Raw genomic sequence first — 20,208 nt, 5'->3', positions numbered from 1 at the left:
GACCGCCGCGTCAGAGCTCGCGGACGCTCCCCCGCTCGACGTGCCAGCGCCGGTCGATGCGCACCGTCTCCAGCATGCGCCGATCATGGGTGACCAGCAGCAGCGCGCCCTGGTAGCTCTCCAGCGCCTGCTCGAGCTGCTCGATCGCGGGCAGGTCCAGGTGGTTGGTGGGTTCGTCCAGCACCAGCAGGTTCACGCCGCGGGCCTGCAGCAGCGCCAGGGCGGCGCGGGTGCGTTCCCCCGGTGACAGCTCGGCGGCGGGGCGGTCCACGTGGTCCGCCCGCAGAGCGAACTTCGCCAGCAGCGTGCGCACCTCCGCCGGGCTCAGCGCGGGCAGCTGCGCCTCGACGACGTCGGCGAGCGGCGCCGTGCCGGTGAACAGCGAGCGGGCCTGGTCGATCTCGCCGATCCGCACGCTCGCCCCGAGTGCGGCCGAGCCCTCGTCGACCTCCCGGGCCCCCAGCAGGGCCCGCAGCAGGGTCGACTTCCCGGCCCCGTTGGCGCCCGTGATCCCGATCCGGTCCCCGGCAGCGACCTGCACCGAGACCGGTCCCAGGGTGAAGCCGCCCTGGCGCACCACGGCACCGGTGAGCGTCGCCACCACGGAGCTGGAGCGAGGGGCGGCGCCGATCGAGAACTGCAGCTGCCACTCCTTGCGGGGCTCGGCGACCTCGTCGAGCCGCGCGATCCGGCTCTCCAGCTGCCGCACCTTGCGCGCCTGCTTCTCGCTGGACTCGGACTGTGCGCGGCGGCGGATCCTGTCGTTGTCCGGGGCCTTCCTCATCGCGTTGCGCACGCCCTGGCTGGACCATTCGCGCTGGGTGCGGGCCCGGGAGACCAGATCGGCCTTGGTCGCGGCGAACTGGTCGTACTGCTCGCGGGCATGGCGGCGCACGGTGGCGCGCTCCTCGAGGTAGGCCTCGTACCCGCCGCCGTACAGGCGGTGGGAGTGCTGGGCGGGATCGAGCTCGAGCACCTCGGTGACGCAGCGGGCCAGGAACTCGCGGTCGTGGCTGACCAGCACCGCTCCCCCGCGCAGCTGCTGGACGAAGCCCTCCAGCCGCTGGAGCCCGTCGAGGTCGAGATCGTTGGTGGGCTCGTCCAGCAGCACCAGGTCGAAGCGGCTCAGCAGCAGCGCGGCCAGTCCCACCCGGGCGGCCTGCCCACCGGACAGGCCCGTCATCAGGGTCCGCTCCAGCTCCTCCGCGGCGAACGGCAGGCCGAGCTCCGCGAGCACCATCGGGATCCGCTCCTCGAGATCGGCGGCGCCGCTGGCGAGCCAGCGCTCCAGGGCGCTCGAGTACACGTCGGCCGGATCGGGGCCACCCCGTGGCGCAGCGTGCGCGAGCGCGGCCGCCGCGGCATCCATCTCGGCGGTGGCGCGCGCGCAACCGGTGCGGCGGGCGATGTACCCGGCGACGGTCTCTCCCGCCCGGCGCTCGTGCTCCTGCGGCAGCCAGCCCACGAAGGCGTCGGTCGGGGAGAGGGAGACCGTCCCTGCATGCGGGATCCCGGCCCCGGCCAGCAGCCGCAGCAGCGTGGTCTTCCCGGCGCCGTTGGCGCCGACCACCCCGATCACGTCGCCGGGGGCGACGGTGAGGTCGACCTCCTCGAACAGGACGCGGTGGCCGAACCCGCCGGAGAGTCCGTGGGCGACGAGAGCGGCGGTCATCCCGGCATTCTCCCACCCTCCGCGAGCGCCCTCGATCCGACGCCGCCCCGCCCGTGGACGAGGCCGGGCCACGCGCCCGAGATACCTGGGACGCAGGACGCTCACGTGGACAATGTGTGGAAATGTCCGATTCGTACGGCATGCTGTACCTGTCCCCGCGGCGACGGCAGGCATGCCTCTCGCGCCGTCCTGAGCCGCTGTCGCTCGGTCCCGTCCCCATGGAAGGAAATGCATGCTCTTCACCCGCCCCATGGCCGATGCTTTCGGCGACTGGCTGGAACGCGAACAGATCCATCACGCCCTCGTGCATGCCCGCCCGGACCTCGAGGGACTGCTCGTGCTCGACGAGGATCGACCGCTGCTGCGGATCCCGCTGACGGACGGCACCACCATGCTCGTGGCGAAGACCGATGCGGAGCCCGGTGCCGGGTGGGTGCTCGGGGTCCCCCATCCGCACACCCCGCGGCTGCACGAGACGGGCACCCTCAGCGAGCTGGTCCGGCGAGTCCTCGAGGCCCTGGACGTCCGCTCGCCCCACGCCGCCGCGGCTCGCACCGCCCGGTGAGAGAACGGGCCGCTGATCAGCTCAGCAGCGCCTGCCCGAACATGGTGTCCTTCGCGCCCACGCCGGGCAGCACCACGAACATCGCGGAGGCGACGTGGCGCAGGTACTCCTCGAGCGCATCGGTGCTGACCATCCGCTCCAGGATCGGGAAGAAGGACTCTCGCGGGTCGCGCACGTAGGCGATGAAGAACAGCCCGGCATCGATGCGTCCCAGGGAGTCGCTGCCCTCGGTATAGTTGAAGCCGCGGCGCAGCATGCTGGCGCCCTTGTTCGTGTGCGGGGAGACGACGCGGATATGCGCGTCGCGGGGGATCACCGGGCTGCCGTCCTCGGTGGCCGCGAGATCGGGGTCGATGAATTCGTCCTCGCCGGAGGTCGGGTCCGGCACCGTCAGCGGCGCACCGAAGCGCTTGTCGCGCCCGATGATCTCGTGCTGTTCGATCAATCGCAGCCGATCCCAGGTCTCGAGGTTCATCCGGATCTTGCGGATCATCATGTACGAGCCGCCGGCCAGGCGCTCCCCGCCGGAGTCCGCCCGGTCGATCCACACGTGGCGCCCCAGCTCCTCGGCACCGTCCTCCTGCTTGAGGTTGTTGGTGCCGTCCTTGTACCCGAACAGGTTCCGCGGGGTCTCCTGCGTCGTCGAGGTGGAGGACGTGCGCCCGTAGCCCATCTGCGTCCACCGCAGCGCCGCGGTGCCGACGGCGATCCGGGTGAGGTTGCGGATGGCGTGCATGGCGACCTGCGCATCGTCGGCGCAGGCCTGGATCACCAGGTCCCCGTCGGAGCGCTCGGCCTGCAGCGCTTCGCCGGCGAAGCGCGGGACGCCGTCGGCCAGGGCCTCGGGCATGCGCTCCGCGATACCGAAGCGGTCCCTCCCCTCGGCATCGACGAAGAAGGATCGTCCCGCCCCGACGGTGATCGTCACGGACGAGGCGGGGTATCCCCAGGCCTCGCCGGTGTCGCGCGGGACGGCCTGCAGATCGGCGAGCGGGGTGCCGCCGACCAGGTCGCCGGTGCTCATCTGCTCAGCGGCCACCAGCCACTGCTGCATGAGGCGGCGCACCTCGTCCAGATCCGTCGTGGTGACGTCGAAGGCGGCGGTGAACAGGTAGTCCTGCGCAGGGGTGGTGATGCCCTGCTGATGCTCGCCGCGCAGGGGGTAGGAACGGTCCAGGGGATCCGAGGGCGCCGGCTCCTCCGCGCTGGCCCGTCCGCCGGCGAATCCGCCGAATCCACCCAGCATCCCGCCGGCGAGGATCCCGGCGCCGGCGGCGCTCAGCAGTCCGCGGCGGCCGACGGAGCGCGGGGCTGCGTCCGGCCCGCCCCCGCCGGCCTGCCCGGGGGCCGGTGCGGGCTCGGCATCCTCGCGGTGGTCGCGCCGGCCGGTCATGACAGCACGACGGCGGGGACCTGTGCGAGCTCATCGGCCAGTGCGGTCACCGCCAGGGACAGGCTCCGCTGCGCGTCCGTGTACTCGCTGTCCTTCGGCGCCGGTCCGGCATCCTCCTGGACCGCGGCGATCGTCGAGTAGTCGACGTAGCGGGGGGTCCCGTCCTCCCACTCCCCGGCCTGGTGGGTGGAGAGCTCCTCCTGCACCGCGGCGAAGGAGTCGGTGATCTCGCGGGCGAGGTCCGGATCCTCCGTCTCGACGATCTTCTGCACGTTGCCGTAGGCGACGCGGGCTCCGTCCAGATTCGCCTGGAAGTCGTCGAGGTCGGTGTGGGAGAAGGTCTCCTCCTCGCCGACGATCTTCCCGGTGGCGACCTCTTCCATCAGGGCGCCGGCACCGAGGGTGACGTCCTCGAGGGTGACCTCGAACGGACCCGAGGCGGTGTCCTGTGCTCCGGTGACCAGGTCGTAGAGGGTCTGGGTGTCCTCCACCAGCTGATCGGCGACCCGCTGCCGGCTCGCGGCGTCCGGGAACCGGAAGGCCTCGTCGTCGCTGAACAGGTCGGCCTCGATGCGATGCCAGCCGGTCCACCGGGCCAGCAGCTCGGGATCGGTCACGGCGGTGCCGGCCCCGGCGGAGAGGTCCTGGATCCGCAGGTCGAGGGCGGCGTCCAGATCGCCGGGCTCCTCGATGCCGAAGGCCTCGGCGGTCGGTTCGATCCGTTCGAAGTGGCGGCGGGCCAGCACGTACAGGTCCTGGGCCCGCTCGGTGTCGCCGGCGAGGTAGGCGTCGCGGAAGTCCTCGGTCGCGGCGAGGAGCTGCCCGGCCTGGTCCTCGATGTACGCGGTGTAGTCCGTGATCGCCTCGTCGCGCAGCTTCTGGATGTCCTCGTCGACAGCGAGGGCCTCCCCCTGGGTGACCGTGAAGGGGGTGACCCCCACCAGCGCACCGACCATGTTCGGTTTGCAGGCGGTGAAGTAGTCGCCCTTCTCGAGCCCGGTGGTCAGCTCGACGGTGGTGCCGGGGCCGATGTTCTCCTTCTCGGTGACGATCCGGAGCTTGTCGGAGGCCAGGATCTCGAACTCGTTGGGCACGGTGCCCTCGTTCGTGATGGAGAAGGTGACCGCGCCGGAGGGGGTCTGGGTGCTGGCGACCGCGCAGCCCTCGTCGGTGATGGTGACGCCGACCGGTCCGGCACCGGCCTGGGTGCCGGCCCCGTTCGCGCCGGAGGTCGGATTGTCGGTGCAGCCGGCGGCGGCCAGCGCGATCACGGCGGCGATCGCGAGCGGTCGGGTCACCGTGTGCATCAGGGTGGTGCGGGTCATGGTCGGACTCCGGAAGGGTATCGGGGGCGCCCGAGGGCGCGGACTGAGGGGGACGTGATGGTCAGACGGCGGCGGTCGCGGGGACCGCAGCCTCGCGAGCGGGACGCGGGGCGCCGGCCCGTACGCGGCGGACGAACAGGACGCTCACCGGGACGGCATACAGCAGCCAGGCGACCACCTGCAGGACCGTCGGCTGCACGTTGACCTGGAACATCGCCTGGCCGACGACGTACAGCCAGTACACCGGGGAGGTGGTCGCGGGCAGCAGGGCCGAGAGGTCCCAGGCGTGTGTGTACAGGCCCGGCAGCACGCCGGCCTCCTGGAAGTCACCGATCCCGTAGGCGACGATCCCGGCGGCGATGAGGATCAGGAAACCACCGGTCCAGGTGAAGAAGCGACCCAGGTTCAGGTGCAGGGCGCCGCGATAGATGAGGATGCCCAGCACGATCGCCAGGGCCAGCCCCACGACGAGCCCGGCGGTGGTCGCGGCCACCGAGTTCTCGACCGAGGACTTCACCGTCGCCCACACGAACAGCGCCGTCTCCAGGCCCTCCCGGCCGACGGCCGCGATCGCCACCAGGGCCACGCCCCAGCCGGCGCCGCGGGCCAGGGCCCGACTCAGCTCGCCCTCGAGGCCCTGCTTCTGCCCGCGCGCATGCCTGGACATCCAGAAGATCATCCCGGTGGTCAGGGCGACGGCCAGCAGCGCGAGCGAGCCGCCGAGGATCTCCTGCGCCTGGAACGTGAGGGTCTTCGGTCCCCAGGTGAGCACCGCGCCGAGGAGCAGCGGGAGCGCGGCCGCGACCGCGACGCCGATCCACAGCTTCGGCAGCACATCGCGGCGCTGGGACTTCACCAGGTAGGCCACGAGGATGCTCACCACGAGCGTCGCCTCGAGCCCCTCGCGCAGGGCGATCAGCAGATTCGGGAGGAACATCGGATCTCCGGGTGGTGGTGCAAGGTCGTCCCGAGGATCCATCGGATGCCGGGGGGCGTGACGACGAGTGCCGCGGAGTGATACTAAGGGTATCCTCAGCGATTTGTCGAACGATGGTGTTTCGAAAGTCAGGTGAGGCGTGGGTCACCGCCGCACCGGTCACCGCCGGGCCGTCTCCGAGATCAGTGCGATTCCGGCCGCGGCGCCGTCTCCCGGCTGGGTGCCTCGGCCGGGTTCCCGGCCGGCTCCACGTCCTCGGTGTCCAGCACCACGCCGCGGCGGATGGAGATGGTCACGGCCACCGCGATCGCGGCCACGGCCGCCCCGGCGATCAGGTAGCGCATCGGGTTCGCGTCCCCGCTGAGCGCGCTCATCCCCACCACGGCGGGGGCGATCAGCACGGCCACCAGGTTCATCACCTTGATCAGCGGGTTGATCGAGGGACCGGCGGTGTCCTTGAACGGATCGCCGACGGTGTCGCCGATGATGGTGGCCTCATGGGCGAGGGAGCCCTTGCCGCCGTGGTGGCCGTCCTCCACGATCTTCTTGGCGTTGTCCCAGGCGCCACCGGAGTTCGCGAGCATGATCGCCATCAGCACGCCGGTGGAGATGGCGCCGGCGAGGTAGCCGGCCAGGGCCGGGGCGCCGAGCCCGAAGCCGACCGCGATGGGCGCGGCCACGGCGAGCAGGCCGGGGGTGGCCAGCTCCCGCAGCGAGTCGCGGGTGACGATGTCGACCACGCGCCCGTACTCCGGCTTCGCGGTGCCCTCCATGATCCCGGCGATCTCCCGGAACTGGCGGCGCACCTCGTAGACGACGGCGCCGGCGGCGCGACCGACGGCGCTGATCGCGAGGCCGGAGAACAGGAACACCACCGCGGCGCCGATGATCACGCCCACGAGAGTCTGCGGGGAGAAGACGACGGACTGGTCCAGGAAGGCCTGATACCGGTCGCCGAGCACCTCGTGGATGGCGTCGGTGTAGGAGCCGAACAGGGCGGTCGCGGCGAGCACGGCGGTGGCGATCGCGATGCCCTTGGTGATCGCCTTGGTGGTGTTGCCGACGGCGTCGAGCTCGGTGAGCACCTGGGCGCCCTCGCCGTCCACATCGCCGGACATCTCGGCGATCCCCTGGGCGTTGTCGGTGACCGGGCCGAAGGTGTCCATCGCGACGATCACGCCGACGGTGGTCAGCAGGCCGCAGCCGGCCAGGGCGATGGCGAACAGGCCGGCGATCCCGGATCCGCCCAGCAGGAAGGCGCCGAACACCGCCGCGGCGATCACCAGGGCGGTGAACACCGCGGATTCCAGGCCCAGCGAGAAGCCGGAGAGCACCACGGTCGCGGCGCCGGTGCGGGAGGTGCCGGCGACCTGGCGCACGGGCCGGTCCTCGGTGCTGGTGTAGTAGCCGGTGAGGTAGAGGATCAGCACGCCGAGGGCGATGCCGATCGCGACCGCGCCGGCGGCGATGATCCTCGGGTCGTCGACCGCGGCGGTCGAGTCCTCGATGCCGAGCTCGGCGAAGCTGCCGGGCAGGTAGACGAAGGCCGCGACGGTGCACAGCACCGCGGAGATCACGGCCGAGTACAGGAAGGAGCGCCGGATCGTGGTCAGGGCGCTCTGGCCGTCCTTAGGGGTGGTGAGGTAGATGCCGATCAGGGCGGTGAGCACCCCGATCGCGGGGACGATCAGGGGGAACACCATCCCCGCCTCGCCGAAGGCGGCCCGGCCCAGGATCAGTGCGGCGACCAGGGTCACCGCGTAGGACTCGAAGAGGTCCGCGGCCATCCCGGCGCAGTCGCCCACGTTGTCGCCGACGTTGTCCGCGATGGTCGCGGCATTGCGGGGATCGTCCTCGGGGATGTTCTGCTCGACCTTGCCCACCAGGTCGGCGCCGACGTCGGCGGCCTTGGTGAAGATGCCGCCGCCGACGCGCATGAACATCGCCACCATCGCGGCGCCGAAGCCGAAGCCCTCCAGCACCAGTGCGGCGTCACCGCCGAAGATCAGCACCACGATGCCGGCGCCGAGCAGGCCGAAACCGATCGTCGCCATCCCCACGCAGGCACCGGTGCGCACCGCGATGAGCATCGCCGGGTCCCGGCCCACCTCGTGCGCCGCCGCGGCGACCCGCACGTTCGCCCGCACCGCCAGCCACATCCCGAGGTAGCCGATCAGACCGGAGAAGGCGGCTCCCACCAGGAACGCGACCGAGCGCGCTGCGCGCAGCAGCATCCCCTCGGTGCCGCTCGCGCCGTGGGTGGGCAGCAGCAGGAGCAGCAGGAAGGCGATGACGGCGAAGACGCCCAGGGTGCGCAGCTGTCGGCGCAGGTAGGCTGCGGCGCCCTCCTGGACGGCACCGGCGACCTCGTTCATGGCGTCGGTCCCCGTCTTGGCCCGCAGCACCTCGGTGCGGAATCTCAGCGCCATGGCGATGGCGATCAGGGAGATCACCACGATCACGGCCACCGTGGTGAGACTCGCCGCGGAGAGGGTGATGGCTTCCGGGGTCATGAGGGGCCTCCGCACGTCGTCGTGGTTCTGGGTTCCGTCATAGGGCCGCGCTCGTCGATGAGCGCGCCGTCCTGATGCGGGCACCCTAGCCGTGATCGATCCCCGGTCATACCCTTTCGGCAGATTCCGGGGGCGAGGGTCCTGGTCGGGGCGCGCCGAGGGCTCGCTGCCGGACCGCGCCAGCACGGCTGTCGTGGCGCCGGGCCCTGGCCTCCGCGCCGCCTGCGGCGTAGCGTGAGCGCACCGATCCTGCGGGGTCCGGCCCCGCAGGCGTCCACCAGGAGGTCACCATGGCAGGCCACGTCTACAACGTCACCGAGATCGTCGGCACCTCACCGGAGAGCAGCGACGATGCGGTGAAGAACGCTCTCGCCCAGGCATCCAAGACCCTGCGGAACCTGGACTGGTTCGAGGTCCAGTCCATCCGTGGCCATCTCGAGGACGGCTACGTCGCCGATTGGCAGGTGACGATCAAGATCGGCTTCCGCCACGACGGCTGAGACGTCGTGGCGGATCCGGGGCCTGCCCCGGGCCGCGTCAGCGCTGCTCAGGCGGCGACCGGGGCGGAGCCGCGGTCGCTGCGGTGCCGACCGCGCCGGATGAGCTGCAGCGCGACCACGGCTGCCGCCAGGACGATGCCCACCACCGAGATGACGATCCACGGATAGACCATCATCACGCCGCCGACGACCAGCACCACCCGTTCGATCTTCGTGGCATCCGTGACGAAGTAGCCGGCCAGGCCCGCCGCGATCGCGACCATGCCCAGGATCACCGTCACCAGAGCCGGGATCAGCTCGGCGACGGTGCCTGCGAGCAGCAGCGACGGCTCCAGGACGAACACGAACGGGATGAGGAAGCCGGCGATCGCCAGCCGCAGCGCGGTCACGCCGGTCTTGAGCGGATTGGAGCCCGCGATGCCGGAGCCGGCGTAGGCGGCCAGGCAGACCGGCGGGGTGACGTCCGCGAGGATCCCGAAGAAGAACACGAACATGTGCGCAGCGATCACCGGCACCTCGAAGTTGTTGATCAGGATCGGCGCGGCGACGGTGGCGGTGACCACGTAGTTCGCGGTGGTCGGCAGACCCATGCCGAGGATCAGGCAGACGATCATCGTCATCAGCAGCACCAGCAGGAAGTTGCCCTGGGCGATGTCGATGACGGCGTTGCCGAGCCGACCGCCCAGGCCGGTGCCGGTGACCGTGCCGGCCACGATGCCGGCGGTCGCACAGGCGGCGATCACGGGGAGCGCGGTGCGGGCGCCGGCCTCGAGCGTCGCCACGATCCCGGTGAACGAGAGCCGGGTGGACTTGCGCAGGAAGCTCAGGGCGAAGGCCACTCCCACACCCCACAGCGCGGCGCGCGCCGGCGAGAAGCCCGACAGCATCATGAACACGATGATCACCAGCGGGGCCAGCAGGTCCAGCCTCGCCAGGATGCTCTTCCACCCGGGCAGCTCCGAGGCGGGGATGCCCTTGATCCGCATGCGCTTCGCCTCGAAGTGCACGGAGACGAACGCCCCCAGAAAGTAGAGGGCCGCCGGGATGATCGCGATGACGATGATGTCGTTGTACGGGATCCCGGTGTACTCCGCCATGATGAATGCGGCGGCGCCCATGATCGGCGGCATGATCTGCCCGCCCGTGGAGGCGGTGGCCTCGGCCGCGCCCGCGAAGTGCGGTCGGAACCCGGCCTTCTTCATCAGCGGGATCGTGAAGGATCCCGAGGCGACGGTGTTCGCGACCGACGAGCCGGAGATCATCCCCTGCAGGCCGGAGGCCGCCACCGCGGCCTTCGCCGGACCACCGGTGAAGCGCCCGGTGAGGCGGAAGGCCAGGTCGTTGAAGAGCAGCCCGATGTTGGTGCGGATCAGCACCACGGCGAACAGCAGGAACAGGAAGATGAAGGTGGAGGAGACCTGGATCGGCGTTCCGAAGATGCCGGCGCGAGAGGTGAAGAAGGTGCCGACCGCGTAGTCCTGCCAGGATTGGCCGACGATCACGGTCGAATAGCCGATCGCCGTCAGGCCGATGATCACGATCGGCAGGCCGACGCAGCGCCTGGTCGCTTCGAGCGTGAGCACGATGCCCAGGCTGGCGACCACGTAGTCGAGGGTCTCGAAGCCCATGATCTGGACGAGATTGCTGGTCAGATGCGAGTACCGCACCACGATGTACAGGTTGACCGCGAGCGCGACCAGCGACAGCACCACGTCCCACCAGGGGATTCCGGCTCTGCCGCCGCGACGCTCGACGGACTTGCCCGCGGGGTACAGCAGGAAGATGATCGAGGTGGCGCCGGCGAGGTGGATGGCACCCTGGATCAGGGAGGGCCGGGAGCCGAAGATCCCGGTATAGAGGTGGAACAGGGTGAGAGCGATCGAGAGACCGCCCACCCCCCAGGCCCACAGCCCCAGCTTCGTGCGGACTCGACTGGATGCGTCGTGCTCGCGCAGCAGCTCCTCGGCTCTCGCCTCGGCCTCATGCTGCGCCTGCTCGTCGACCTCGAGAGAGGAGGCTCCGGGAGCTTTCTCGTGGTCCTCGGCGCTCATCTCAGAGCAGCCCCTCTTCCTCGTAGTACTTCTTCGCGCCGGGGTGCAGCGGGACCTCTCCCTGACCGGTCAGCGCGAAGTCGTGGGCGATCAGGTCGCCCTGCGGGAGGGTGATGGTGTCGGCGAACTCGAAGGTCGCCTTGGTGAGCTCGTACCCGACCTCGGGGCTGACCTGTGTGGTCGAGGCGATCAGCGCCGCGGCGACCGAGAGGGTGGTGACCGGCTCCTGGAGGAACTCGTACGCCTCGGGCTTGATCGTGTAGACCTCGTAGAGGCTCTCGCTCGCGACCTTGTCGGCCTTGTCCTGCTCGAGCGAGACCAGCTTGACGTCATTGGTCGCGGCGAGGTCGCCGAGCGAGCCGGTCGGGGTGCCGACCACGAACACCGACGCATCGATGTTGTTGTCGCGCAGGAGATCGAGCGAGCTGGAGAAGTCCTGCTCGAACTTCTCGTAGTCGTCCTCGCCGATGCCGTAGGCGGTGAGGATCGCATCGGAGACCGCACGGGTGCCGGAGCCGACGTCGCCCACGGCGATCTTCTTGCCCTTGAGGTCCGCCGGGGACTCGATCCCGTTGCCCTCGAGCGTGACGATGTGGGCGGCCTCGGGGTAGAGACCGGCGATCCAGCCGATGTTGTCGACCTGGGCGCCCTCGAACTCGCCCTCGCCCGTGACCGCCTTGTTGGCGGTGTCCGACTGGGCGATGCCCAGCTGCCATTCGCCCTGGAAGATCTTGCCGATGTTCTCCACCGAGGCGCCGGAATCGGTGTAGGTGACGGTGATGCCGTCGATGTTGTCCTCGTAGATGGTCGCGTACTCGCCGCCGAGGGGGTAGTACACGCCACCGGTACCACCGGTGCCGAAGGTGAGGTCGGTGACGAAGTCACCCTCGCCGCCACCACCGCCGCCGTCGCTGCCGCCGCCGTCGTCGCTGCAGGCGGCCAGCAGGCCGAGGGCCGCCAGCGGGCCCAGCGTCGCAAATGTCCGTCGTCCGATTCTCATCGTGTGCGCTCCTCTTCGTCGAGGTCGTTCAGACCACGCTCGTACGGGTGCCCGCCAGCTCCCCGAGGGGACTCTGCGGGCAGGATGGGCCCATCTCACCACATCCAGGGCATCTGGCCACCACTTATGGCGCCCGGCAAGGCAACGGTGCAGTAACGGTCCGGGCAGCAGGACCCGCACGACAGCCTCGACGCCGCCGTGGATCTCTCGTGCGGCCTTCCCTCGTCCCGGGACGGAACGCGCGGGAGGGGTCAGGCGGAGGTCGCCGCGATGTCGAGAGCTGCGGCATGCTCGCTGATCCGGCGTGCGAGAGCGAGGTCGCGGGAGGTGATCCCGCCGACGTCGTGGCTCGAGAGCGTCACGGTGACCTCGGGATAGGTGAGGGTGAGGTCGGGGTGGTGGTTCGCCTCCTCGGCGGATGCTCCGATGCGGCCGACGAGATCGAGGCCGGTCGCGAAGTCACCGGTGGCGAAACGCGCGGTGAGCGTCTCGCCGTCCTGACGCCAGTCGGTGAGCGCGGCCTCGGCGATCTCGGCGGAGGTCAGGGTCTTCTTCGAATCAGCCATGCCTCCATCGTGCCCGGATCGGGGCCGCGCGGCTACCCCGTCCCCGGAATGTCCCCGTCGTGCCCTCGGTGCGCGTCCGCCGCCGTCGCGCACCGCGGTCGGCCACACTGGGGGCATGGACGATCTGCGGGTGACCCCCGGCCCGGGCGCACCGCACGGCCTGCTCGTGCCCGCCGCGGAGCTGTCCGAGCAGTTCTCCCATGCCTCCGGCCCCGGAGGACAAGGGGTCAACACCACCGATTCGCGGGTCCAGCTGAGCCTGGACCTGGCCACCACCACGGCGCTGGACGAGGTCCAGCGCACGCGCGCGCTCGCCCACCTGGCCGGGAAGCTCGCCGGCGCCGTCCTCACCGTCACCGCCGCCGAACAGCGCTCCCAACACCAGAATCGTCGCGCGGCGCGTGAACGTCTCGCCACCCTGCTGCGCGAGTCGGTCGCTCCCCCGGTGGCGCGTCGTGCGACCCGCCCCACCAGGGCATCGAAGCGTCGGCGGCTGGAGGCGAAGCGACGGCGAGCGGTGCTCAAGCAGACGCGGCGCCCGCCCGGTTCCGAGTGATCCGCGCCGCTGATCCGCACCGGCCTGCGGATTCCGCGCCGTGGAGCACCACCGGTCACCTAGGTTGAGCGCATGCTCCGTCGCCTTCTCGCCCGTGCCTTCTGGGCCGTCGCCCCCTGGCAGCTCGTCACCGAGCCCGCTCCGCGCCGTCCCTCCGTGATCATCGGGGCCCCGCACACCTCGAACTGGGACTTCGTGATCATGCTGGCCATCTCCTGGAGGCTGCGGATGCCGATGCGCTGGCTCGGCAAGCACACCCTGTTCACCTCCTGGCGGGGTCCGCTGATGCGGGCGCTCGGCGGGATCCCGGTGGACCGCTCGGCACCGAGCCGGGTGGTCGAGGAGGTGGTGGCCCGGCTGCACGCCGGTGAGAGGTTCGGTCTGGTGGTCACGCCCGACGGCACGCGCGGCGCGCACGCCCACTGGAAATCCGGCTTCTACCGCATCGCGCAGGCCACCGGGATGCCGGTGGTGCTCGGCTACGTGGATCGCACCACCATGACCACGGGCCTGGGACCGAGCATCGAGCTGAGCGGGGACATCGGTGCGGATATGGACCGCATCCGTGCGTACTACGCGGACAAGGCCGGCTACCGCCCGGCGAAGCGGGTCGAACCGCGCCTGCGGGAGGAGGGCGGGGGCACAGCATCGGCCGGCTGAGCCCGAGGCGGGGGACCGCTCAGAGACCGACCTCCTGCGGCGTCTCGCGAGGGAGCCAGATCCAGCCCTCCTGATGGGCGAGCTCGAGGTGCTCCGGGTCCGGCGGGACCGCACGGCCGTGGTCGACCTCGCGGGCGATGAGCGCCGCCAGCACAGCATCCAGTGCATCGTCCGCGGACGCGCAGAGCGCACGGTGCCCGTTCCAGTCCAGCGACGGCTCTCGCGCACTCAGCGTGTCGACCAGCGCAGCCCGCGGCACCTGGTTCTTGTCGCCCTTGTACCCGCGATGGGCGAGTCCCCAGATCCGCAGCGCCGCCGCCGGGTACACCTCGCAGAGCGTTCCCGAGCCGTCGCGCGCGACGTCGAGACCGAGGTCCCGCATCCGGGCCTCGATGCCGGCCCACCGCAGCGCCGGGTGGGCGATGCGGTCCGTCGCGACGCTCAGCGGGGTCAGGGCCGTCCGCCGGTGCACCACCCGATCCGTCGCTCGCATCGCGAGGTCACGACGCCAATCGTCACCGGTGGACTCCGGCGCGGACAGCTCGAGCGCGGCGTGCGCGGCGAGCAGCTCGACGAACCGTCGGGGCCATCCCAGCGGAACGTCGACCCCTGCCTTCGCGGCCCCGGACACCGCGCCGATCAGCGCGTCGTCCCCCGCCCCCACCCGCACCGTGTCGAGCACACAGCGCTCCCCGTCCTCGCGGAGCACCGCCAGGCCGGTGCGGCGGGGCTGAGCGGCGAGATCGATGCCGACGTACGTGCGATGCATCGAGTCAGGGTACTGAGCGCGAGCGCAGGCGGGGGACCGTGTGTTCCTGCCGGTCATCGACGCCGGAGTCCCGTACCGTGGTGCGGTGTCCCACCCCACAGCGCCTCGTCCGCAGCTCCGGCTCACCCGTCGAGGTCGCCTCCTCCGCTCCGGCCTGGTGCTGCTGCTGGCCGTCCTGCTGATCCTCGCACTGACCCTGGTCCTGCGCACCCTCGGCGGTGAGGGCGAGCCCGTCAGCGCCGCCGCCTCGAGCACGCCGTCGGCGATGGCGAGCGACGGGGGCGGGGAGGGCCAGGACGGCAGCCCCGCAGCACGCCCCTCCCCCACCCCCGTGGCCGAGGCAGGCGCCGCGGAGGAGGCCGCCGAGAGCGCGGAGATCGTCCGCTCCGGCACGGTGGGCGACGGCACCTGGACCGTCGCCGCAGCTGCCGCCGCCCCTGCCGAGAGCGCAGCAGGGAGCACGGTCCGCACCTACGCGCTGCGCGTCGAGGGCGGGACCGGGATCGGCGCCGACGAGGCGGCGGCCCGGATCGCTGAGGTCCTCGCCGATCCGCGCGGCTGGCAGGACCTCGAGGATGTGACGTTCCAGCAGGTGGCGACGCTCGAGGACGCCGAGCTCACGATCTCACTGGCCTCCCCTCCGACGGTCGACGAGCTGTGCCTCCCGGCGAGGACAGGTGGGCTGTGGAGCTGTCGCGTCGGGCCCGACGTGGTGCTGAACTCGGATCGCTGGCTGCACGCCACCCCCACCTACGACGATCTGAGCGAGTACCGCGCCTACATGATCAATCACGAGGTGGGGCACTTCCTCGGGCACAGCCATGCGCGCTGCGGCGGTGCGGGAGAAGCGTCACCGGTGATGCTCCAGCAGTCGATCGACCTGCAGGGCTGTGTGCCCAACGCCTGGCCCGCCGACGCACCGTCCCGCTGAGCGCCGCGGGTATCCCGACCGGGTCCGCGCACGGTCCCCGTCGGGAGGTCCTCAGGAACTGGCGGGCACCGACCTCGGCCCCGACTCCTCGGCCCGCGGCCGGGCGCGGCGATCCCAGTCCACGAGGAGGCGCAGGAACAGCCCGCCGGCGAGGACACCGCCCACGAGATCGCTGACCCAGTGCCAGCCGATGAGGAAGGAGACCACGACGGAGTTGATCGTGATCGCCACGACCACCCACTGCAGGATCCGCACCAGGCGGTCCGTGGCACCGGTGTAGTGCGCGATCAGATAGACCGCGGCACCGTAGATGAGCACCGCCTCGGAGGCATGGCCCGACGGGAAGCTGATCCCCTTGGCGCCCATCTCGAACAGTCCGGCCTCGAGGAAGCGCGGATCCCGCTCATAGGTGACCCCGCGGGCGAGGATCACCTTCATCCCGCCCACGCCGGCGAGGAAGCCCAGCTCGGCGAGCCCGGCGATGAGCAGCGGCCGCCAGGATCGCCGCCGCCGCGCGATCACCGCCGCGACTCCCAGCAGGATGGGCAGGCAGACCGCCTGGCCGGCGATCCGGTCCAGCACGTTCTGCGCGAACGGCAGCAGGGACGGGTCCAGCCGGTACAGCCAGCGCTTGGCCAGGAACAGGTCGATGTCCTGGAATGGGCCGGCGGCCACGATGATCACCAGGGCCAGGGTGACAGCGAGGCTGGGCGCCGAGGTCAGCCGGTCCCACCGGGTGCGTTCACGCCCTCTGGCGGGACTCCCTGCCAGACCGGAGTCCAGGGGAGCCTCGCTCGGGGAGTGCATGTCGGCGACCATCGAGGAAAAGGCTATGGGGACTGGGGCCGAGAGGAGGCGACGGAGCGGCCAACCTCTCATTCCGGGGACCGCTGCCGTGCAGTGGCCCCGGGTGACGCGGGGCGCGACGGCGCCTCCGGTCAGTGCCCGCGCAGCGCCTCCAGCTCACGCTTGTCACGCTGGCTGGTGCTGACCAGATAACCGCTCAGGATGACGGACCCGAACGCCGCGAGGGCGATGAGCACCCAGATGCCGATATCCGGATCGATCAGCTCGAGCACGAAGATGGCGACGAGCGAGGCCCCGGGAGGGCCGTCGCGCTCCGTGCCGGAGGTCATCCGGCACCTCCGGGGGTCATCCCCACTGTGGCGGAGCTCGATCCTGCGTACCGTCGACGCCATGAACTCGATCTTCGACTCACTCCGCTCCACCGGGATCCGCCGCGGGCCCCAGCGCCTCGCCGCAGGCATCGGAGGCGGTCTCGCCCGCCGATTCGGCCTCAACCTGTGGCTCGCCCGCGCGCTGCTCCTCGCCTCGTTCCTGCTGCCGGTGCTCGGCGTCGGGGCCTACCTCGTGGCGTGGGTGCTGACGCCCTGGCAGGACGGCAGCATCCCCCTGGAGCGGGTGCTGGGCGGCAGGCACGGCCCCGCCTGACATCGGCCCCGCGTCCGAGTTCCCGGCCGCTGCTACTCGGCCGACTCGTCGTCACGCTCGCCATCGGTCCGCTCCAGCCGGAGGGCGACGACATTCGCTCCGCTCCTGTCCCACTTCGAATCGACCACGGGCAGGTCCTCCAGCACCAGCTCCTGCGTCCCGGAGGCGGCAACATGCAGCTGGCCGATCTCGCTGCGGATGATCTTCCAGTAATGGACGATCGGGTACGGCTCCTCCCCGTCCCGGCGCAGGGTGAACGACTGCCGCGCCTGGTCGGTGACGAGAGTCCCGGTGAGCCCGTCAGCCCACCACTGGGGATCGGAGTTGCTGAAGGTCTCCTTGGTCAGGAGGACCACGCGGTAGTCGCCGGGGGTGGCCATGGTGAACTCCCACCGCCGGGATCCGTCCTCACCGCTCTCGGCCGCCCAGATATCCAGCCGCAGGTCGGCACCCGGGGTCTGGATGAGACCGCCGGTGGTCTCCGGCGCGGCCGCGAACTGCAGCTCGATCGTCCGAGGCAGCTCATCGGTCGGCGCGGCCAGCTCCAGGCTGACCACTCGGCCCAGGCCCTCCGGCTCGGAGGTCGTGAACGGCACCGGGCTGCCGGTGGCCAGGTCCCGGACCGCCTCGGGGCCGGCCGTGAGCCCGGGCAGATCCAGCGTGGTCGCGCGGCGATCGGCCACATGCAGATAGAGCGAGGTGCCGCGCGCGGTGGCGTAGCCCCATGCGAAGCCCCCGGGGAAGGGCGGGCGGCCCGCTCCGCGGATCCCGGGAGCGGCCCGCTGCATCCACTCGCCGATGCCCGCATACTGCTCCCGTGCCTGGGCCGGGATCGCGCCGGTCGCATCGGGGCCGACGTTCAGCAGCAGGTTCCCCCCGCGGCTGACCGTATAGGCCAGGGCCTCGCACAGTCCCTCCACGGGCTTCCAACCGGCTCCCCGCTCGGCGAAGGCCCAGCTGTCATTGGTGGTCGCCGCCGTCTCCCAGTCCCGTTCCGGGAGCAGGTTGTTGAAGTAGTTGTCATCCATGGAGGTGTAGTCGGGGGCGACCCCACCTCCGAGCCGGCTGTTGATCACGGCGCCGGGCTGCAGCTCCCGGACCAGGTCGAAGGCCTCCTGCGCACAGTCCTCCGGGATGCCGCTGGGCATGTCGAACCACATCAGTCCGATGTCGCCGTAGCGGGTGAGGATCTCCCGCAGCTGCGGGGCGGCCTTGCGCCGCCAGTAGGAGTGGAAGTCCCCGGTCGCCGGATCGAAGTCCACGTCGTTGTGCTGCGGGCCCACGGCATCCGGGTCCTCCCAGTCGATCATCTGGGAGTAGTAGACGCCGAGCATGATCCCGTGCTCGGCGCAGGCCTCGGCCAGTTCGGCCAGCGGGTCGCGGTCGAAGGGGGTGGCGTCGACGATGTTGTAGTCGGAGACCTGGGAGTGGTAGATGGCGAAGCCGTCATGGTGCTTGGCCGTGTACACGAAGTACTTGGCACCGGCCTCCGCGGCCATGCGCACCCATTCGCGAGCATCGAAGTTCGTGGGGTTGAAGTCCTCTGCCAGCTTCCGGTACTCGGCCAGGGGGATCCTCGCCCGGTACTGGATCCACTCGGTCAGTCCCTCCACACGCCGTCCCTTCCAGACACCGGCGGGGATCGCGGAGATTCCCCAGTGCACCATGACGCCGAAGCGGGCATCGGTCCAGGCCTGACGCCGCTGAAGATCCAGCGCGCTCTGCTGCACCGCGGTGGCGACGGCGGCTCCCTCGTCGGTCACGGGGGCTGAGGAGGGGCGGCCGGGAGCGGAAGATCCTGAAGTAAGCATGCGCTTACCCTAGCCGTCATAGGACGTCTTGGGGAAGCGGGCCTCGGCGCCCGAGCGCTGTTGTGGGGATAAGGACCGCGCTCGACGCCATGGAGATCGGCGCCGGGCTGAGGACATCCTATGAGTGGACCCTGGTCGTCGAACGGGTCGTCGACACCGTCGCCGTGCTCCCGTCGGGCGTGCCCCTGTGCTTCAACGAGTCGAGATGACGGTGGACACCGTCCGCCGTGGTGCTGGAGCGGGTGCTGCGGAGCTGACCGTGACCGCTCGCGGCGCCGTCCTGGAGCCGTGGCGGCCCACCTCTCGTGCGGTGAGGGTGCGCGGGCTAGCGGGCCGGGGTCCGGTCCGGCGATCGGGTCCTGGTCAACGGGGCCACAGGCGGGATCGGCTCCGCCGCGGTGCAGCAGCTCGCCGCGATGGGGGTGGCCGTGACCGCGGTGTGCGCCGGGGAGCATGCCGAGCTGGTGCGTTCGCTCGGTGCCGCGCAGATCGTGGACTACCGCGCCGAGGACTTCACCCGATTGCCTGACCGCTTCGATGCCGTGGTCGACGCCGTCGGGAAGTCCTCCTTCGGCCGATGCCGGGACCTGCTGCGGCCGGACGGGGTCTACGTCTCCTCCGAGCTGGGGCCCGGTGGGCAGAATCTGCCGCTGTCCCTGCTGGGAACGGTGCGTCGCGGCCGACGGCGTGTGGTCTTCCCGTTCCCGGAGGACGACCAGGCAGTGGTCGAGGAGATCCGCACGCACCTCGCCGATGGCACGTTCGGACCGCTCGTCGATCGCAGCTATCCGCTGGAGGAGATCGTCGCGGCATACCGGTACGTCGAGACCGGGCAGAAGATCGGCAACGTGCTGATCACCGTGGGCGCCACCGGACCGGAGAGCGGCTGAGCGCCCCCGTCACAGCCAGCCCGCCTCGCGAGCGGTGCGCAGCGCCTCGGCCCGGTTGCGGGCGCCGGTCTTCCCGATCGCGCTGGAGAGGTAGTTGCGCACCGTGCTCGGCGAGAGGTGGAGGGTCGTGGCGAGCTCGGAGATCGGGGCCCCGCCGTCCGCGGCGGCCAGCACCTCGCGCTCCCGGGCGGTGAGCGGGCTGGGCCCGGATCGCAGTGCCCGCGCCGCCAGGCTCGGATCGACCACGGTCTCCCCTGCCGCGATCGTGCGGATCGCGTCGGCGAGCTCCTCGACCGGGCGGTCCTTGACGAAGAAGCCGCGAGCGCCGGCGTCCATGGCGCGGCGCAGGTATCCGGGGCGGCCGAAGGTCGTGACGATGACGACTGCGGTCGCCGGGCTCACCGCCTGCACCTCCTCGAGCACATCCAGGCCGCTGCGGCCGGGCAGCTCGATGTCCAGCAGGAGGACGTCCGGTCGACGGGCGGCGACCGCGGCACCCACCTCGTCCCCGCGATCGACCTCGCCGATCACGCGCAGATCCGGTTCCAGCCCGAGCAGGCTCACCAGCGCCGACCGCATCATGGTCTGGTCCTCGGCGATCATCACGGTGATGATCC

Annotated in this window: 20 protein-coding genes; 7 read left to right on the top strand and 13 right to left on the bottom strand. The window is 71.0% G+C overall.

The annotated features are described in order from the left end of the window. Positions 1-10: 10 nt before the first annotated feature. Positions 11-1,672 (bottom strand): ABC-F family ATP-binding cassette domain-containing protein, encoded by a 1,662-nt coding sequence (locus CFK38_RS07580; protein ID WP_096802528.1) that lies wholly within the window; start codon positions 1,670-1,672, stop codon positions 11-13. Positions 1,673-1,904: 232 nt separating this feature from the next. Between CFK38_RS07580 and CFK38_RS07575 the strand changes: the two genes are divergently transcribed. Beyond that, positions 1,905-2,237, top strand: coding sequence for a hypothetical protein (locus CFK38_RS07575; protein WP_096802527.1), 333 nt, complete (start codon positions 1,905-1,907; stop codon positions 2,235-2,237). 16 nt (positions 2,238-2,253) lie between these two features. Here the strand turns inward: CFK38_RS07575 and CFK38_RS07570 are convergent, their stop codons facing one another. The 4 genes from CFK38_RS07570 to CFK38_RS07555 all read right to left on the bottom strand — a co-directional run bounded on the left by CFK38_RS07570 (position 2,254) and on the right by CFK38_RS07555 (position 8,405). Next, positions 2,254-3,630 carry a Dyp-type peroxidase gene (locus CFK38_RS07570; RefSeq protein WP_096802526.1) on the bottom strand — a complete coding sequence of 459 codons (1,377 nt, stop codon included), beginning with the start codon at positions 3,628-3,630 and terminating at the stop codon, positions 2,254-2,256. Further along, entirely contained in the window at positions 3,627-4,955 is a 1,329-nt protein-coding gene (gene efeO, locus CFK38_RS07565; protein ID WP_096802525.1) for an iron uptake system protein EfeO, read from the bottom strand. The genes CFK38_RS07570 and efeO overlap by 4 nt, the downstream gene beginning before the upstream one ends. A 61-nt stretch (positions 4,956-5,016) precedes the next feature. Beyond that, a complete protein-coding gene (gene efeU, locus CFK38_RS07560; RefSeq protein ID WP_096802524.1) occupies positions 5,017-5,892 on the bottom strand; it encodes an iron uptake transporter permease EfeU in 876 nt (291 codons plus the stop codon). 182 nt (positions 5,893-6,074) lie between these two features. Beyond that, the gene (locus CFK38_RS07555; RefSeq protein ID WP_096802523.1) at positions 6,075-8,405 is read right to left on the bottom strand and encodes a sodium-translocating pyrophosphatase; all 2,331 of its coding nucleotides are present in this window, start codon (positions 8,403-8,405) and stop codon (positions 6,075-6,077) included. A gap of 290 nt (positions 8,406-8,695) precedes the next feature. On the opposite strand from CFK38_RS07555, the gene CFK38_RS07550 reads away from it, so the two are divergent. Then, positions 8,696-8,905 carry a dodecin gene (locus CFK38_RS07550; protein ID WP_096802522.1) on the top strand — a complete coding sequence of 70 codons (210 nt, stop codon included), beginning with the start codon at positions 8,696-8,698 and terminating at the stop codon, positions 8,903-8,905. A gap of 47 nt (positions 8,906-8,952) precedes the next feature. Here CFK38_RS07550 and CFK38_RS07545 read toward each other — a convergent pair whose 3' ends face one another. The 3 genes from CFK38_RS07545 to CFK38_RS07535 form a co-directional block, all read right to left on the bottom strand. Further along, positions 8,953-10,956: a TRAP transporter permease gene (locus tag CFK38_RS07545; RefSeq protein ID WP_096802521.1), complete on the bottom strand. Its 2,004-nt coding sequence runs from the start codon at positions 10,954-10,956 to the stop codon at positions 8,953-8,955. A 1-nt stretch (position 10,957) separates the two neighbouring features. Beyond that, positions 10,958-11,956, bottom strand: a complete 999-nt coding sequence (locus CFK38_RS07540; protein WP_096802520.1) for a TAXI family TRAP transporter solute-binding subunit — start codon at positions 11,954-11,956, stop codon at positions 10,958-10,960. 251 nt (positions 11,957-12,207) lie between these two features. Continuing rightward, the gene (locus CFK38_RS07535; protein WP_096802519.1) at positions 12,208-12,522 is read right to left on the bottom strand and encodes a 4a-hydroxytetrahydrobiopterin dehydratase; all 315 of its coding nucleotides are present in this window, start codon (positions 12,520-12,522) and stop codon (positions 12,208-12,210) included. Between the two features lie 115 nt (positions 12,523-12,637). Here CFK38_RS07535 and arfB point away from each other — a divergent pair, with 115 nt between their 5' ends. Next, entirely contained in the window at positions 12,638-13,078 is a 441-nt protein-coding gene (arfB, locus tag CFK38_RS07530) for an alternative ribosome rescue aminoacyl-tRNA hydrolase ArfB (RefSeq protein WP_096802518.1), read from the top strand. 72 nt (positions 13,079-13,150) lie between these two features. Continuing rightward, positions 13,151-13,738 (top strand): 1-acyl-sn-glycerol-3-phosphate acyltransferase, encoded by a 588-nt coding sequence (locus tag CFK38_RS07525; RefSeq protein ID WP_096802517.1) that lies wholly within the window; start codon positions 13,151-13,153, stop codon positions 13,736-13,738. A gap of 19 nt (positions 13,739-13,757) precedes the next feature. On the opposite strand, the gene CFK38_RS07520 is transcribed toward CFK38_RS07525, so the two are convergent. Then, positions 13,758-14,507, bottom strand: a complete 750-nt coding sequence (locus CFK38_RS07520) for a DUF429 domain-containing protein (RefSeq protein WP_096802516.1) — start codon at positions 14,505-14,507, stop codon at positions 13,758-13,760. Between the two features lie 85 nt (positions 14,508-14,592). On the opposite strand from CFK38_RS07520, the gene CFK38_RS07515 reads away from it, so the two are divergent. Then, positions 14,593-15,438: a DUF3152 domain-containing protein gene (locus CFK38_RS07515; RefSeq protein ID WP_157773404.1), complete on the top strand. Its 846-nt coding sequence runs from the start codon at positions 14,593-14,595 to the stop codon at positions 15,436-15,438. A gap of 51 nt (positions 15,439-15,489) precedes the next feature. Here the strand turns inward: CFK38_RS07515 and CFK38_RS07510 are convergent, their stop codons facing one another. Together CFK38_RS07510 and CFK38_RS07505 are read right to left on the bottom strand one after the other, a co-directional pair. Further along, positions 15,490-16,257, bottom strand: a complete 768-nt coding sequence (locus CFK38_RS07510; protein WP_096802514.1) for a phosphatase PAP2 family protein — start codon at positions 16,255-16,257, stop codon at positions 15,490-15,492. A gap of 119 nt (positions 16,258-16,376) precedes the next feature. Continuing rightward, a complete protein-coding gene (locus tag CFK38_RS07505) occupies positions 16,377-16,574 on the bottom strand; it encodes a hypothetical protein (RefSeq protein ID WP_096802513.1) in 198 nt (65 codons plus the stop codon). A gap of 61 nt (positions 16,575-16,635) precedes the next feature. Here CFK38_RS07505 and CFK38_RS07500 point away from each other — a divergent pair, with 61 nt between their 5' ends. Further along, the gene (locus CFK38_RS07500; protein ID WP_096802512.1) at positions 16,636-16,890 is read left to right on the top strand and encodes a PspC domain-containing protein; all 255 of its coding nucleotides are present in this window, start codon (positions 16,636-16,638) and stop codon (positions 16,888-16,890) included. Positions 16,891-16,922: 32 nt separating this feature from the next. Here the strand turns inward: CFK38_RS07500 and CFK38_RS07495 are convergent, their stop codons facing one another. Further along, positions 16,923-18,653: an alpha-L-fucosidase gene (locus tag CFK38_RS07495; protein WP_157773403.1), complete on the bottom strand. Its 1,731-nt coding sequence runs from the start codon at positions 18,651-18,653 to the stop codon at positions 16,923-16,925. 407 nt (positions 18,654-19,060) lie between these two features. Between CFK38_RS07495 and CFK38_RS07490 the strand changes: the two genes are divergently transcribed. After that, on the top strand, positions 19,061-19,591 hold the full coding sequence (locus tag CFK38_RS07490) for a zinc-binding dehydrogenase (RefSeq protein ID WP_338025025.1): 531 nt from the start codon (positions 19,061-19,063) through the stop codon (positions 19,589-19,591). Positions 19,592-19,600: 9 nt separating this feature from the next. Here the strand turns inward: CFK38_RS07490 and CFK38_RS07485 are convergent, their stop codons facing one another. After that, the gene (locus CFK38_RS07485) at positions 19,601-20,206 is read right to left on the bottom strand and encodes a response regulator transcription factor (RefSeq protein WP_245851287.1); all 606 of its coding nucleotides are present in this window, start codon (positions 20,204-20,206) and stop codon (positions 19,601-19,603) included. Positions 20,207-20,208 lie beyond the last annotated feature (2 nt).

Source organism: Brachybacterium vulturis, from assembly GCF_002407185.1.
Taxonomy (GTDB): Bacteria; Actinomycetota; Actinomycetes; order Actinomycetales; family Dermabacteraceae; genus Brachybacterium; species Brachybacterium vulturis.
This window is presented reverse-complemented; position numbering and strand designations above follow the sequence as displayed.

Bases quoted from the DNA above. Each gene is read 5' to 3' on its own strand.
- CFK38_RS07510 (WP_096802514.1), bottom strand. From the start codon at position 16,257: ATGGTCGCCGACATGCACTCCCCGAGCGAGGCTCCCCTGGACTCCGGT.
- efeO (WP_096802525.1), bottom strand. From the start codon at position 4,955: ATGACCCGCACCACCCTGATGCACACGGTGACCCGACCGCTCGCGATC.
- CFK38_RS07570 (WP_096802526.1), bottom strand. From the start codon at position 3,630: ATGACCGGCCGGCGCGACCACCGCGAGGATGCCGAGCCCGCACCGGCC.
- CFK38_RS07545 (WP_096802521.1), bottom strand. From the start codon at position 10,956: ATGAGCGCCGAGGACCACGAGAAAGCTCCCGGAGCCTCCTCTCTCGAG.
- CFK38_RS07525 (WP_096802517.1), top strand. From the start codon at position 13,151: ATGCTCCGTCGCCTTCTCGCCCGTGCCTTCTGGGCCGTCGCCCCCTGG.
- CFK38_RS07555 (WP_096802523.1), bottom strand. From the start codon at position 8,405: ATGACCCCGGAAGCCATCACCCTCTCCGCGGCGAGTCTCACCACGGTG.
- efeU (WP_096802524.1), bottom strand. From the start codon at position 5,892: ATGTTCCTCCCGAATCTGCTGATCGCCCTGCGCGAGGGGCTCGAGGCG.
- CFK38_RS07575 (WP_096802527.1), top strand. From the start codon at position 1,905: ATGCTCTTCACCCGCCCCATGGCCGATGCTTTCGGCGACTGGCTGGAA.
- CFK38_RS07540 (WP_096802520.1), bottom strand. From the start codon at position 11,956: ATGAGAATCGGACGACGGACATTTGCGACGCTGGGCCCGCTGGCGGCC.
- CFK38_RS07520 (WP_096802516.1), bottom strand. From the start codon at position 14,507: ATGCATCGCACGTACGTCGGCATCGATCTCGCCGCTCAGCCCCGCCGC.
- CFK38_RS07500 (WP_096802512.1), top strand. From the start codon at position 16,636: ATGAACTCGATCTTCGACTCACTCCGCTCCACCGGGATCCGCCGCGGG.
- arfB (WP_096802518.1), top strand. From the start codon at position 12,638: ATGGACGATCTGCGGGTGACCCCCGGCCCGGGCGCACCGCACGGCCTG.
- CFK38_RS07580 (WP_096802528.1), bottom strand. From the start codon at position 1,672: ATGACCGCCGCTCTCGTCGCCCACGGACTCTCCGGCGGGTTCGGCCAC.
- CFK38_RS07535 (WP_096802519.1), bottom strand. From the start codon at position 12,522: ATGGCTGATTCGAAGAAGACCCTGACCTCCGCCGAGATCGCCGAGGCC.
- CFK38_RS07505 (WP_096802513.1), bottom strand. From the start codon at position 16,574: ATGACCTCCGGCACGGAGCGCGACGGCCCTCCCGGGGCCTCGCTCGTC.
- CFK38_RS07550 (WP_096802522.1), top strand. From the start codon at position 8,696: ATGGCAGGCCACGTCTACAACGTCACCGAGATCGTCGGCACCTCACCG.